Annotated in this window: 13 protein-coding genes; 12 read left to right on the forward strand and 1 reads right to left on the reverse strand. The window is 68.8% G+C overall.

Features of this window, described 5'->3' with window-relative positions; genetic code table 11:
* Positions 1-96 precede the first annotated feature (96 nt).
* Entirely contained in the window at positions 97-1,881 is a 1,785-nt protein-coding gene (arc, locus tag ABTW72_RS31360) for a proteasome ATPase (RefSeq protein WP_030332887.1), read from the forward strand.
* Positions 1,882-1,963: 82 nt separating this feature from the next.
* On the opposite strand, the gene ABTW72_RS31365 is transcribed toward arc, so the two are convergent.
* Positions 1,964-2,377, reverse strand: coding sequence for a GtrA family protein (locus tag ABTW72_RS31365; RefSeq protein ID WP_350865242.1), 414 nt, complete (start codon positions 2,375-2,377; stop codon positions 1,964-1,966).
* A gap of 108 nt (positions 2,378-2,485) precedes the next feature.
* On the opposite strand from ABTW72_RS31365, the gene ABTW72_RS31370 reads away from it, so the two are divergent.
* The 11 genes from ABTW72_RS31370 (at position 2,486) to prcA (ending at position 13,289) form a co-directional block, all read left to right on the forward strand.
* Entirely contained in the window at positions 2,486-3,019 is a 534-nt protein-coding gene (locus ABTW72_RS31370; RefSeq protein ID WP_091408899.1) for an acyltransferase, read from the forward strand.
* Positions 3,020-3,041: 22 nt separating this feature from the next.
* On the forward strand, positions 3,042-4,142 hold the full coding sequence (locus tag ABTW72_RS31375; RefSeq protein ID WP_112673562.1) for a DegT/DnrJ/EryC1/StrS family aminotransferase: 1,101 nt from the start codon (positions 3,042-3,044) through the stop codon (positions 4,140-4,142).
* Positions 4,135-5,082: a Gfo/Idh/MocA family oxidoreductase gene (locus ABTW72_RS31380; RefSeq protein ID WP_350865245.1), complete on the forward strand. Its 948-nt coding sequence runs from the start codon at positions 4,135-4,137 to the stop codon at positions 5,080-5,082. Before ABTW72_RS31375 ends, ABTW72_RS31380 begins: the two co-directional genes overlap by 8 nt.
* Before the next feature lie 2 nt (positions 5,083-5,084).
* A complete protein-coding gene (locus ABTW72_RS31385; protein ID WP_091408640.1) occupies positions 5,085-6,017 on the forward strand; it encodes a glycosyltransferase family 2 protein in 933 nt (310 codons plus the stop codon).
* 57 nt (positions 6,018-6,074) lie between these two features.
* Positions 6,075-7,628 (forward strand): DUF2142 domain-containing protein, encoded by a 1,554-nt coding sequence (locus ABTW72_RS31390; protein WP_350865249.1) that lies wholly within the window; start codon positions 6,075-6,077, stop codon positions 7,626-7,628.
* A gap of 142 nt (positions 7,629-7,770) precedes the next feature.
* The gene (gene dop / locus ABTW72_RS31395; RefSeq protein WP_091408647.1) at positions 7,771-9,288 is read left to right on the forward strand and encodes a depupylase/deamidase Dop; all 1,518 of its coding nucleotides are present in this window, start codon (positions 7,771-7,773) and stop codon (positions 9,286-9,288) included.
* 76 nt (positions 9,289-9,364) lie between these two features.
* Complete coding sequence (locus tag ABTW72_RS31400; RefSeq protein WP_350865252.1) at positions 9,365-10,615, forward strand: acyltransferase family protein; 1,251 nt, start codon at positions 9,365-9,367, stop codon at positions 10,613-10,615.
* Between the two features lie 108 nt (positions 10,616-10,723).
* Positions 10,724-10,939 (forward strand): ubiquitin-like protein Pup, encoded by a 216-nt coding sequence (locus ABTW72_RS31405; protein ID WP_030332902.1) that lies wholly within the window; start codon positions 10,724-10,726, stop codon positions 10,937-10,939.
* Positions 10,940-11,084: 145 nt separating this feature from the next.
* The gene (locus ABTW72_RS31410) at positions 11,085-11,645 is read left to right on the forward strand and encodes an endonuclease VII domain-containing protein (protein ID WP_350865255.1); all 561 of its coding nucleotides are present in this window, start codon (positions 11,085-11,087) and stop codon (positions 11,643-11,645) included.
* On the forward strand, positions 11,564-12,403 hold the full coding sequence (gene prcB, locus ABTW72_RS31415) for a proteasome subunit beta (RefSeq protein ID WP_350865258.1): 840 nt from the start codon (positions 11,564-11,566) through the stop codon (positions 12,401-12,403). Before ABTW72_RS31410 ends, prcB begins: the two co-directional genes overlap by 82 nt.
* A 64-nt stretch (positions 12,404-12,467) precedes the next feature.
* Positions 12,468-13,289, forward strand: a complete 822-nt coding sequence (gene prcA / locus ABTW72_RS31420) for a proteasome subunit alpha (protein WP_091408661.1) — start codon at positions 12,468-12,470, stop codon at positions 13,287-13,289.
* Positions 13,290-13,364 lie beyond the last annotated feature (75 nt).

Below are 13,364 nucleotides of genomic sequence, written 5' to 3' on the forward strand. Positions count from 1 at the left end.
TCAAGGTTCGGTGACGAGGGTGTTGCGTGGGACCGAATCGGCCTCATAGCGGCTAGTGTTAGGGCAGAACGTTCAAGCCCCCCGGGGAGGTGGGACGTGGCAGCACGTAGCGACGACGCGGACTCGCGCGCCGCACGGTGGGAGAAGGAAGCCCACGATCTCTCCACGCAGGTCGCGTTCCTGCAAGAGGAACTCGCCCTGGTGCGGCGCAAGTTGACCGAAAGCCCCCGACACGTCCGGCAGCTCGAAGAGCGGCTGGCGGCCACCCAGGCACAGTTGGCGCGGCTGACAGAGAACAACGACCGGCTGGTGAGCACCCTCAAGGAGGCTCGCACGCAGATCGTGACGCTCAAGGAGGAGATCGACCGGCTCGCGCAACCGCCGAGCGGTTACGGAGTCTTCCTGGCCAAGCACGAGGACGGCACGGTGGACGTCTTCACCGGTGGCCGCAAACTGCGGGTCGCGGTCTCGCCCTCGCTCGACGTGGGTGACCTGCGGCGCGGCCAGGAGGTCCTGCTCAACGACGCGCTCAACATCGTCGACGCGTTCGGTTACGAGCGGGTTGGCGAAGTGGTGATGCTCAAGGAGATCCTGGAGGGACCGAACGGCGGGCCGGGCGACCGGGCGCTGGTGGTCTCCCACTCCGACGAGGAGCGCATCGTGCACCTCGCCGAGACGCTCATCGGCTCGGCGATCCGGGCCGGCGACTCGCTCATGATCGAGCCCCGCTCGGCGTACGCGTACGAGCGGATCCCGAAGAGCGAGGTCGAGGAGCTGGTCCTGGAGGAGGTGCCTGACGTCGACTACGGCGACATCGGTGGCCTCCAGTCGCAGATCGAGCAGATCCGCGACGCGGTGGAGTTGCCGTTCCTGCACGCGGACCTGTTCCGTGAGCACCAGCTCCGCCCACCCAAGGGCATCCTGCTCTACGGCCCACCCGGCTGTGGCAAGACGCTCATCGCCAAGGCGGTGGCCAACTCGCTGGCCAAGAAGATCGCCGAGCGGCAGGGCAAGGAGAAGCACACCAGCTTCTTCCTCAACATCAAGGGCCCGGAGCTGCTCAACAAGTACGTCGGTGAGACCGAGCGGCACATCCGGCTGATCTTCCAGCGCGCCCGGGAGAAGGCCGGCGAGGGCACGCCGGTGATCGTGTTCTTCGACGAGATGGACTCGATCTTCCGGACCCGCGGCTCCGGTGTCTCCTCCGACGTGGAGAACACCATCGTTCCGCAGCTGCTCAGCGAGATCGACGGCGTTGAGGGGCTGGAGAACGTCATCGTCATCGGCGCCTCCAACCGGGAAGACATGATCGACCCGGCGATCCTGCGCCCCGGTCGCCTCGACGTGAAGATCAAGATCGAGCGACCGGACGCCGAGGCGGCCAAGGACATCTTCTCCAAGTACATCCTCTCCGGGCTGCCCCTGCACCCGGACGACCTGGCCGAACACGGCACCGACCCCCAGGCCACCGTCGCGGCGATGATCGACGCCGTGGTGCTGCGGATGTACTCGGAAACCGAGGAGAACCGATTCCTCGAGGTCACCTACGCCAACGGTGACAAGGAAGTCCTCTACTTCAAGGACTTCAACTCCGGCGCGATGATCCAGAACATCGTCGACCGGAGCAAGAAGATGGCCATCAAGGAGTTCCTCACCTCGGGTCGCAAGGGGCTGCGCCTGCAGCACCTGCTCGACGCCTGCGTCGACGAGTTCCGCGAGAACGAGGACCTCCCCAACACCACCAACCCCGACGACTGGGCGCGCATCTCCGGCAAGAAGGGTGAGCGGATCGTCTACATCCGCACGCTCGTCTCCGGCGGCAAGGGCGCCGAGGCCGGCCGGTCCATCGAGACCGCCAGCAACACCGGTCAGTACCTGTAGAGCCGCAGTTCAACCGGGGCGACGCGTGTCGACGCGTCGCCCCGGTTGACGTTCCGCCGAAGTCCAGCGGGCAGTCCTGCGGTCAGCTCGGACCGTCGGTGAAGATCCACTTGCGGGAGACGAAGAGATTCAGCACCGCCAGCCCCCCTGTGGTGAGCACCTTCGCGACCAGGTACGGAAGGCCGGCCCAGGTCAACCCCTGCACGAGAGCGACCGTGAGAGCCAGGTTGACGATCACCAGCAGCAGATACCGCCAGGCCTGACCACCGACGTCACCGGTCGAGCCGAACGACCATGCGCGGTTGAGCCCGAAGTTGACCACGAACGCCACGGCGAAGGCGAGCACCGTGGCGACCGGCAGCCACACCCCCAGCACACCGTGGAACAGGTAGAGCGCGCTGGTGTCGGTGATCGCGCTGAGGCCTCCGACGATGAGAAATCGCACCTCGCTGCGCCGTGTCAGGCCCGCGAACGTCGACGAGGCCGCCGCCTTCATCGCTGACCCTTGGATGCGGACCCGCCATGTGTCGTCACGGTGGAGCACGCTATCGTCTCCCCGTCCCGCGATCGCCCCGAGACCCCCCGAAGGTGTGCAGTGACCGACATGCCGAGCGTCTCCGTCCACCCGACAGCCGAGGTGGAAGCCGGGGCCGAGATCGGAGCCGGGACTCGGATCTGGCATCTGACGCATGTCCGGTCGACCGCCCGCATCGGCGCCGACTGCACGCTCGGACGCAACGTGTTCGTCGACGCCGGGGTCACCATCGGCGACCGCGTCAAGGTGCAGAACAACGTCTCGGTCTACCACGGCGTCACGCTCGAGGACGAGGTGTTCGTCGGCCCGAGCGCGGTCTTCACCAACGACCTCAACCCGCGCGCCCAGAACCCGGACTGGAAGGTCACGCCGACCCTGGTCCGCACGGGCGCCTCCATCGGCGCCAACGCCACGATCGTCTGCGGCACCGAGATCGGGGAGTTCGCCCTCGTGGCCGCGGGCGCGGTCGTCACGCGGGACGTGCAGCCGTACCAACTCGTGGCCGGCAACCCGGCCCGGCATCTCGGTTGGGTCAACCGCAACGGCGAGGTGGTCGCCCGCGGCGACGAGCAGTTGCCCACCGGCGTACTCGAAGGCCGCTGAACCTCACAGGAGACAACCCCTCATGTCTATTCCCATCACTTCGGTGGTCATCGGCCCCGAGGAAGAGGCCGCGGTCCTGTCGGTTCTGCGGTCCGGCAGGCTGGCTCAGGGACCGATGGTCGCCGAACTGGAGCGGTCGTTCGCGGAGCTCTGCGGTGTCCCCCACGCCGTGGCCGTCAGCAACGGCACCGTCGCTCTGGTGGCCGCCCTCGAAGCGCTCGGTCTCCAGCCCGGCGACGAGGTGATCACCACTCCCTTCAGCTTCGCGGCGACCCTGAACGCGATTCTCGAGTCCGGAGCGACGGTCCGCTTCGCCGACATCCGTGACGATTTCACCATCGACCCGGACTCGGTCCAGGCGCTGGTCAACGCACGGACCAAGGCCATCCTCCCGGTGCACCTCTACGGCCTGCCCGCCGACATGACGGCCCTCACCGCGATCGCCGAGACCGCCGGGCTCGCGATCGTCGAGGACGCCGCCCAGGCGCACGGCGCGCGCGTCGGTGACCGGGCGGTCGGTTCGTTCGGGGTCGGCTGCTTCTCCATGTACGCCACGAAGAACCTGCAGTGCGGCGAAGGCGGTCTGATCACCACCTCCGACGACGCCATCGCGGACCGGCTCCGGCTGCTGCGCAACCAGGGCATGCGGGTGCGCTACCAGTACGAGGCGCCGGGCCACAACTGGCGACTGACCGACCTGCAGGCGGCCATCGCCGTGCCGCAGGTCGGCCGACTGGCCGAGACCACGGCTCGCCGGGCCTCGAACGCCGCGCGGCTGACCGCCGGCCTCGCCGACCTGCCCGGGCTGACCACCCCGTCGGTGCCGGCTGGACGAAGCCACGTCTGGCACCAGTACACCGTGCGTATCGGCGCCGACGCGCCACTGAGCCGCGACGACCTCGGCAAGCGGCTTGATGAGCGGCAGATCGGCTACGGTCTGTACTACCCCCGCCTCATGCACCACTACGACTGCTACGTGGGTCACCCCCAGATCGGCACGGACGAGACCCCTCGTGCCCTTCGCGCCGCCGAGGAGGCGCTCTCCCTTCCTGTTCACCAACACCTCGCCGACGACGACGTCGACCAGGTGATCGAGGCCGTACGAGGTGCGTTCAATGCCTAATTTGGCGATCATCGGCGCGGGCATCATGGGCGCGAACCACGGTCGCGTGGCCCGCGCCACGCCGGACGTCACCGTCACCTCCGTCTGCGACCCCGACCCCCAGCGGGCCGCCACCCTGGCCAAGGCCATCGGCGCGGATTACACGACCGACATCGACGAGGCGCTCGCCGGCGTGGACGCGGTCATCCTGGCGACCCCGAGCGAGACGCACGGCGAGTTGGGCGCGCGCATCCTGCGCAGCGGCCGGGACCTCCTCGTCGAGAAGCCGATCGCGACCTCCGTCGCCGACGCGCGGCACCTCATCGACCTCGCGGAGAAGCACGAACGCGTGTTGATGGTCGGCCACGTCGAGCGCTTCAACCCGGCGGTCACCGAGCTCCTCCAACTGGTGGACGACCCGCTGTCGTTGGAGATCACCCGGGTCGGCCCGTTCTCCAACCGTGCCCTCGCCGACGTCCTGCTGGACCTGATGATCCACGACGTGGACCTGGCCCGCACGGTGGCTGGCTCGGAGATCGTGGCGCACCGCGCGGCGACCCGGATCGTCCGCTCCACCGAGCAGGACCTGGCCTTCGCCCTGCTCATGTTCGAGAACGGCATGATCGCCAACATCACGGCGAGCCGAGTCAGCCAGAACAAGATCCGCCGCGTCACCCTCACCCAGCGCAACGACTGCGTCATCGCCGACCTGCTGCGCCAGCAGGTGGAGGTGCACCGGATCGAGCACTCCGAGTTCCTCTCCGAGGGCGGCGTGCGCTACCGGCAGAGCGGGCGGGTCGAGATCCCCTTCCTCTCCCAGCACGGCGAGCCGCTGATGCACGAGCTGCGGCACTTCGCCGACTGCGTCGTCAACCGTCGCCGGCCCGTGGTCAGCGGCGAGGACGGCCTGGCCGCGCTCGAGGTGTGCCTCCAGATCCGCGACACCGCCCTGGTCGGCTGAGCATGTACAAGGGTCAGAAGATCGCCGCTGTCGTCCCGGCCTACAACGAGAGCCGGCTGATCGGCAAGACGATCACCACGATGCCCGACTTCGTGGACTTCATCGTGGTGATCAACGACTGCTCCACCGACGACACCTCCGAGCGGGCTCGCGCGGTGGGTGACCCGCGGGTCGTCGTCATCGACCACGAGAAGAACACCGGCGTCGGTGGTTCGATCATGGACGGGCACGAGCGGGCCCTCGCCCTGGGCGCCGACATCAACGTCGTGATGGCCGGTGACGCCCAGATGGACCCGGCCTACCTGCCGGCGCTGCTCGACCCGATCTGCGACGACGGCTACGAGTTCACCAAGGCGAACCGCTTCTTCTCCCGCACGTCGTTCGCCGACATGCCGGCCGTACGGATGCTGGGGAGCGTGGCCCTGTCGTTCGCGACCAAGGTCGCCAGCGGCTACTGGAACCTTTTCGACCCGCAGAACGGCTACACCGCGGTGTCCCGCTCGGCCCTGCTGCGGCTCAACGTCGCCGCCGTGGCGCGCGGCTACGAGTTCGAGAACGACCTCCTGATCTGGCTCAACATCGCCAACGCCCGAGCCAAGGACGTACCGGTCCCCGCCAGCTACGGCGAGGAGGTGTCGACGATGCGCATCCACCGGGTGGCCCCCCGCATCGCCAGCCTCCTGTTCCGGGGCTTCTGGCGGCGGATGCTGCTCAAGCACGTGCTCGCCTCGTTCTCCGCCGTCGCGCTGCTGTTCTTCACCGGCCTGTTCCTCATCCTGTTCGGCTCCGGCTGGGGGATCTGGGTGCTGGCGGAGACCCTCGGCCCACCGGTTGCCACCACCGGTAGCGTCCTGCTCTGCGTCGGGCCGCTGCTGACCGGCATCCACATGCTGATCTCCGCGCTCACCCTGGACATCCAGTCGACGCCGGACTGACCGGTACCGCGCCCTGATCCGTTCCACGCCCCCTGAAAGGCAGCGCAGAGAACCGCGATGACCGAACAACCTGCGGCCGGCGACGGCGCCGTCGCCGGCGCCCGCCGGATCTGGATCCTGGCGTTCGTCGGCTTCCTGCTGACCATCGGGGCCTGGTCGGTCGCCGCCCCCTACGACGGCACACCGGACGAGCGCGAGCACATGATCCGCGCCGCCGGTGTGGCGGCGGGGGAGATCGCCCCGCCGCCGGCAGCCGCGAAGAAGGGCTCGGGAGCCTTCCAGGACGTGCCCGCCGGCCTGGTCAGGGAGCAGTGCTGGCAGTTCAAGCCGACCGTCTCCGCCGCCTGCGCGGTCCCACCGGGCAGCGACGACACCCCGGTGCGCGCCGGCACCGGCGCCGGTCGCTACCACCCCGTCTACTACGCCCTGGTGGGCTGGCCGCTCGACATCTGGCCGGGCTGGTCCGGGGTGCTGCTCGCCCGGTTCATCAGCGCCGGCATCGCCGCGGCACTGCTGGCCAGCGCGTTCGTCGTGGCGGTGAACTGGTCCCGGCGTCGTCTGATGATCGCCGGCCTGCTGGTCGCCGTCACCCCGATGGCCGCCCAGATGGCCAGCGCCGTCAACCCCAACGGCGTGGAGATCGCCGCCGGCGTGGCGTTCTTCGCGGCCACCATCCCCCTGTTCCTGGACCGCCGGCCGAAGCCGCACCACGGACTCCTCATCCTGGCCGGCATCAGCGGCCTGCTGCTCGCGATGCTGCGGCAGACCGGGCCGCTCTGGCTGGCCGCGGCGTTCGTCGCCTTCGCGTTCCCGTGGAGGCAGAGCAACGTCGGCCGGCTGGTGCGCGAGAAGGCCGTGTGGTGGTGGGTCGGCGGCATCGCCGTCGCGGCCCTCACCGCCGTCGGCTGGGGCGTCGTGATGAAGTCCTCCGACCTCGGCAAGTACGGCGGCCACGTGTACACCTACGGCCAGGCCGCCCTCGCCGAGGCCGACCGGTGGCGCAGCTACCTCGACCAGATGGTCGGAGTGACGTCATGGCTGGACACCCGGATGCCCGCGCCGATCTACCTGACCTGGCAGTTCGTCGCCGCGACGCTGTTGATCGGGGCGTTCGTCTTCGGCCGGTTGGTCGACCGTGGGCGGCTGCTCGTCCTGATCGTCGCCGGCACCGTCGTGCCGTCCGTGATGCAGGTGGCCCTGGTCAAGCAGACCGGGTTCGTCACCCAGGGCCGCTACATGCTGCCGATGCTCGGCGGGGTGATGCTGTTCGCCGCGTACGTCTGGGAGGAGCGCGGGCTCGATGCGGCCCGCAGCCGCACCCTGGTCCGGCTCAGCGTCATCCTGCTCCTGCCGATCCAACTCTTCACGCTGATCTTGACGATGGTGCGGTGGCAGGACGGGCTGCCCAAGTACCTGACCTTCCGCACCATCAACCCCTTCGCCGGCGACTGGCACCCACCACTCGGTTCGATCACGCCCCTGCTGGCGAGCGTGCTCGGTCTGACCCTGCTCGGCGTCCTCGCCTGGCGGGTCTCGATGCGCCCACTGAGCGAGGCCGACGAGCCGACGCCCGCGATCGCCGAGCAGACACCGGCGGCGGACCTGCGCTGATCGGCCGACCGGCCGACCACGCCCGGTGCGGGCGTTGCTGTCGGATTCGGACTAGTCTGGAGTACAGGGCCGATCGAGCGGTAACGCGCCGGCCGGCGGTGGGCGTCGACCGGTACGTCAGCGAGCTGAAGCGGGGCGCGGCATGAGCGTACGGCGAATCATGGGCACCGAGGTCGAGTACGGCATCTCCGTGCCCGGGCAGGCCGGAGCCAACCCGATGGTCACCTCGTCGCAGGTGGTGAACGCCTACGGGGCACGTCCGGAACTCAACCGGGGCGGCCGGGCCCGGTGGGACTACGAGGAGGAGTCGCCGCTGCGCGACGCCCGTGGCTTCACCTACTCCGGTGCCGCGTACGACCCCGCCGAGGCCCTCGCGGACGAAGACCTGGGCCTGGCCAACGTGATACTCACCAACGGCGCACGCCTCTACGTGGACCACGCCCACCCCGAATACTCCACCCCGGAGGTCACCACCCCCCGGGACATCGTGCGCTGGGACAAGGCCGGCGAGCGGGTGATGGCCGAGGCGTCCCGCCGGGCCGCCACCATCCCGGGCACCCAGCCGATCCACCTCTACAAGAACAACACCGACAACAAGGGCGCCAGCTACGGCGCACACGAGAACTACCTGATGCGCCGCCAGACGCCGTTCGCCGACATCGTGGCGTACCTGACGCCGTTCTTCGTCACCCGGCAGATCGTCTGCGGCGCCGGCCGGGTCGGCATCGGCCAGGACGGCGGCCAGAGCGGCTTCCAGATCTCCCAACGTGCCGACTTCTTCGAGGTCGAGGTGGGCCTGGAGACCACGCTCAAGCGCCCGATCATCAACACCCGCGACGAGCCGCACGCCGACGCCGACAAGTACCGCAGGCTGCACGTCATCATCGGCGACGCCAACCTCTCCGAGATCTCCACCTACCTCAAGGTCGGCACCACCGCCCTGATCCTCACCATGATCGAGGAGAAGGCGCTCGGGGCCGACCTCGGCATCGCCGACCCGGTCAGCGAGCTACGCGCCGTCAGCCACGACCCCTCCCTGACGCACCGGATGCGACTGCGCGACGGCCGCAAACTCACCGCACTGGACCTGCAGTGGGCCTACCTGGAGCGGGTCCGGTCCTTTGTCGACGACCGGTACGGCACCGACGCCGACGAGCAGACCATCGACGTGCTCGACCGCTGGGAGAGCGTCCTGGACCGGCTGGGCCGGGATCCGATGCTCTGTGCCGACGAGTTGGACTGGGTGGCCAAGCTGCGGCTGCTGGAGGGCTACCGGGAGCGGGAGAAGCTCGGTTGGGGCTCGCACAAGCTCCAGCTTGTCGACCTTCAGTATTCCGACGTCCGGCCGGAGAAGGGCCTCTACCACCGCCTGGTCAGCCGGGGGGCGATGAAGACGCTGCTCACCGACGACGAGACGCGCAGCGCCATGACCGAGCCGCCGGAGGACACCCGGGCCTACTTCCGCGGTCGCTGCCTCGCCCAGTACGCCTCCGAGGTGGTCGCCGCGAGCTGGGATTCGGTGATCTTCGACGTGGGTCGTGAGTCGCTGGTCCGGGTCCCGATGATGGAGCCGGAGCGGGGCACCCGCGCGCACGTCGGGGCGCTGTTCGACCGCTGTGCTAGCGCTAAGGACCTGCTGGAGACCTTGACCGGAGGCTGACGTCCGGGTGCCTCCACCGGGGTCGGCTTGTGGCATGCTAGGCCGTCCCCCATTCCCCGACCCCCACGGTGATGCGATGCTCCCCTCTGCCCGGCAGGTTGGCCGGCGTGCGGTGACGGCTGTTCCGCTGTCGAATGCCTACGCCGGGCGCGCCAACAGTTTCGGCTTCCTACGGCTGTGTTTTGCCGTAGCGGTCGTCCTCGCGCACACTGCGGTGATCGGGTATGCCCGACCGTTGACCGAGGTGGTCGACGTGGCCGGTCTGGGGGTGGCCGGTTTCTTCGGCATCTCCGGCTTCCTCATCACCCGCAGCGCTCGGCGCGCCAGCCTTCCCCGCTACCTGTGGCACCGGGCCCTGCGGATCTGGCCGGGCCTCTGGGTGTGTCTGCTGTTCATCAGCTTCGTGGTGGCGCCGATCGTCTGGTACGCCGAACACGGCGATCTGGACGGGCTGTGGCGGCACCCGGCGGGTGTGGTCAACTTCCTGCAGGCCAACTGGTGGGGCGGCTACCGCCAACAGGGCATCATGGACGTCTTCCGGGACACGCCGTACGGCGACCTGGTGCGTCGCAGCGTCCTCGACGGCTCACTCTGGACGCTCAGTTACGAGATCTTCTGCTACCTGATCGTGGCTTCGCTGGCCGTGGTGGCGGTGCTGCGCCGTGCCCGCTGGCTGGTGCTCGCGGCCGCCGTTCTCGTCTTCGGTCTGCTGCTCTGGAACCAGTACGAGGCGCTGCGCTTCGGCGGGTCGACGTACTTCACCAGCGGCAGCATCGGTACCCTGCCGCTGCTCGGCGCGCTCAGCAAGATCTGGTTCCTGCGGTTCGGGTTCATGTTCCTGGTGGGTGCCGTGGCGGACCTGTACAGCGACAAGCTGCCCATCAGCGACGTCCTCGGCGTGCTCGCCATCGTCGTGACCGCCTGGCAGACCCTGGAGGGCCACCTGTTCGGCCCGGCGTTGCTCGCCTACGAGTACGCCATCCTCTATCTCGCGGTCCGGTTGCCTCGGCTGCTGCATGTCGTGGGGCAGAAGAACGACTACTCGTACGGCATCTACATCTACTCCTTCGTCGTGCAGCAGATGCTGGCCTGGCTGGGGGCGGCGGCCTGGGGCTTCGTCGGCTACTTCGCGGTGGTCATGGTCTTCACCGTCATGCTGGCGTTCCTGTCCTGGCACCTGGTGGAGAAGCAGGCTCTGCGCTTCAAGGACTGGACGCCCCGCTTCCGCCGCGGGGCACCACCGGCGGAGGCCGCGGGGGAGCGGCAGCCCGAGCCGGAGCGGGTGCCGGTGCCGGCCACGGCCGACGCGCCGGCTCCTCGGGGCTGACCGCTTCGGCGCGATCGAACGCCCCCGACCCGAACACGGCGGACGTGAGGGCTTTCTGTCGCCTGGGCGGGGTAGATTTCATGCCAGACGATCGTGGAGGAGGCAGCAGTGGCCACTCATGACAGCGGCGGCCAGTCGCAGTCCGGCAAGTCCCGTCAGGGCGAGGAGATCGAGGACGTCACCACCGAGGCCAACCCCGAGGTGGCCGAGCGGCACGCCGAGATCACCGAGGACGTCGACGACCTCCTCGACGAGATCGACTCCGTCCTCGAAGAGAACGCAGAGGAGTTTGTGAGGGGTTACGTGCAAAAGGGAGGTCAGTAGACAAGTAGGGCATGTCGGACATGGCTTCCTCGGGGGAAGATCAGGACGGGCTACGGCGGTGCCGCGACTGCGGGGAGTGGAAGCCGCTGAACGACTTCTGCTCCAGCAGTAAACGGCCCAGCGGTCGCGGCAGCTCCTGCAAGCCATGCTTCAACGAGCGGTCGAAGGCAGCTATGCGAAGCGGGTGAAGGAGAAGCACAGCCGGGAGGTCCGGGAAGCGCGGGAGGTTCCGGAAGGACACCGATTCTGCGTGGACTGCGGGACGGCCAAGCCATTGGCTGAGTTCCCCCGTAACCGTTCGGACAGCACCGGGTACGGCACATACTGCAAGCCGTGCCACAACGGCCGCACGCGCGAGACCAAGCAACGGCTGTACGGCGGCAACCGCGAGTACCACCTGCGGCGCCGATACGGCGTGGGCGAGAAAGAGTTTCAGGAGCTCCTGGCCGAGCAGGGCGGGGTCTGCGCGATCTGTGGCGGTGCCGACCCGCAACATCTGGACCACGATCATCGCACCGGATCGGTGCGCGGGATACTCTGCTTCAACTGCAACGGTGGTCTTGGCCAGTTCCGTGACAGTCCCATGAGGCTGGCCAGGGCGATCACGTACCTGAGAGGAACCACGTGGCAGCGGGCTTTGATCCATCCGGGCGTCTACCAGATGTGTTCACCAACGCGGGGACGTCCTCCTTCACGACGTTTCTGAGTCGGGTGGCCCCCGAGATGTTGCCCGGTCGGCGACCGCTGCCGCCGGGCATGGCCGCCGACCTGGCGCCGCACGCGACCACCATCGTGGCCATCGCGGCCGCCGAGGGTGTGGTGATGGCGGGCGACCGACGGGCCACCATGGGCAACCTGATCGCCCAGCGCGACATCGAGAAGGTGCACCCCGCCGACGCGTACTCGTTGGTCGGCATCGCGGGCACCGCCGGTATCGGCATCGAGCTGATGCGACTGTTCCAGGTGGAGTTGGAGCACTACGAGAAGATCGAGGGCGCGATGCTCTCGTTGGACGGTAAGGCCAACCGGTTGGCCTCGATGATCCGGGGCAATCTGGGGGCGGCCATGCAGGGGTTGGCCGTGGTGCCGCTCTTCGCCGGGTTCGACCTGGCCGCCGCCGACCCGGCGCGGGCCGGTCGGATCTTCAGCTTCGATGTGACCGGTGGCCCGTACGAGGAGACCGGCTACGACGCGATCGGGTCGGGGTCGTTGTTCGCCAAGTCCGCGTTGAAGAAGCGGTACCGGGTCGGGCTGACCGTCGGGGACGCGACGCGGCTGGCGGTCGAGGCGCTCTACGACGCGGCCGATGACGACACCGCGACCGGCGGGCCCGACCTGACCCGGCGGATCTATCCCGTGGTGATGACCGCGACTGCCGAGGGCACCTACCGGCTCACCGACGCCGAGACGGCGACGATCGCCGAGGGCGTGGTCGCCGGCCGGATGGAAAACCCGGGCGGTTAGTTCCGACCGACCACCCCCACCAGCCAGCAGTCGTCAGCACAGCGCCGTTAGGAGAACCGCCGCCGTGGCCATGCAGTTCTACGCCTCGCCCGAACAGATCATGCGTGACCGCTCCGAGCTGGCCCGTAAGGGCATTGCTCGCGGGCGTAGCGCCGTGGTCCTGAGCTACTCCGGCGGGGTGCTCTTCGTCGCGGAGAACCTCTCCAGCGCCCTGCACAAGGTCAGTGAGATCTACGACCGGATCGGCTTCGCCGCGGTCGGCCGTTACAACGAGTTCGAGAACCTCCGGCGGGCCGGCGTGCGGATGGCCGACCTGAACGGGCTCAGCTACGACCGCCGGGACGTCACCGGTCGGGCCCTGGCCAACGCGTTCGCGCAGACACTTGGCGCGATCTTCACCGAGCAGTCGAAGCCGTTCGAGGTGGAGATCTGCGTGGCGGAGGTCGGGGCCACGGCGGCTGACGACGAACTGTACCGGCTCACCTACGACGGTTCGGTCAACGACGAGCCTGGACGGATGGCGATGGGTGGTCAGGCTGAGGCCATCACCGGCGTGCTGAAGTCCAACCACCGGCCGGACATGTCCCTCGGTGAGGCGGTCCAGGTCGCGGTGCAGGCACTGAGCACCGTCGGCGGCGAGGGTGGGGCCGCCCGCACGATCGCCGCGAACCAGCTCGAGGTGGCGGTGCTGGACCGTCAGCGGGTCGGCCGGACGTTCCGGCGGATCACCGGGGCTGCGCTGACCGCGCTGTTGGATGGGGAGTCGGCGCCACCGACCAGCGACCGGCCGGACACACCGAGCGTGCCGACCGGGGAGGCCGGTAAGCCGACCAGCTCCGCAGGGTCCGCTGACCTGGAGGACCGGCCGGGTCAACCCGACAGCTGATCAGGTGACGAAACAGCGCCGGGGGGCGCCGCCGCGGGCCCCCGCGCCGGCGGGGGGGGGGGTGGGTAGACGGGG

The organism is Micromonospora sp. NPDC127501 (assembly GCF_040302185.1).
In the GTDB taxonomy this organism is placed as follows: domain Bacteria; phylum Actinomycetota; class Actinomycetes; order Mycobacteriales; family Micromonosporaceae; genus Micromonospora.

What these genes read in the sequence shown, in the direction of transcription:
- ABTW72_RS31365 (WP_350865242.1), bottom strand. Translation starts at nt 2,377, where the DNA reads ATGAAGGCGGCGGCCTCGTCGACGTTCGCGGGCCTGACACGGCGCAGC.
- ABTW72_RS31370 (WP_091408899.1), top strand. Translation starts at nt 2,486, where the DNA reads ATGCCGAGCGTCTCCGTCCACCCGACAGCCGAGGTGGAAGCCGGGGCC.
- ABTW72_RS31375 (WP_112673562.1), top strand. Translation starts at nt 3,042, where the DNA reads ATGTCTATTCCCATCACTTCGGTGGTCATCGGCCCCGAGGAAGAGGCC.
- ABTW72_RS31380 (WP_350865245.1), top strand. Translation starts at nt 4,135, where the DNA reads ATGCCTAATTTGGCGATCATCGGCGCGGGCATCATGGGCGCGAACCAC.
- ABTW72_RS31385 (WP_091408640.1), top strand. Translation starts at nt 5,085, where the DNA reads ATGTACAAGGGTCAGAAGATCGCCGCTGTCGTCCCGGCCTACAACGAG.
- ABTW72_RS31390 (WP_350865249.1), top strand. Translation starts at nt 6,075, where the DNA reads ATGACCGAACAACCTGCGGCCGGCGACGGCGCCGTCGCCGGCGCCCGC.
- dop (WP_091408647.1), top strand. Translation starts at nt 7,771, where the DNA reads ATGAGCGTACGGCGAATCATGGGCACCGAGGTCGAGTACGGCATCTCC.
- ABTW72_RS31400 (WP_350865252.1), top strand. Translation starts at nt 9,365, where the DNA reads ATGCTCCCCTCTGCCCGGCAGGTTGGCCGGCGTGCGGTGACGGCTGTT.
- ABTW72_RS31410 (WP_350865255.1), top strand. Translation starts at nt 11,085, where the DNA reads ATGCTTCAACGAGCGGTCGAAGGCAGCTATGCGAAGCGGGTGAAGGAG.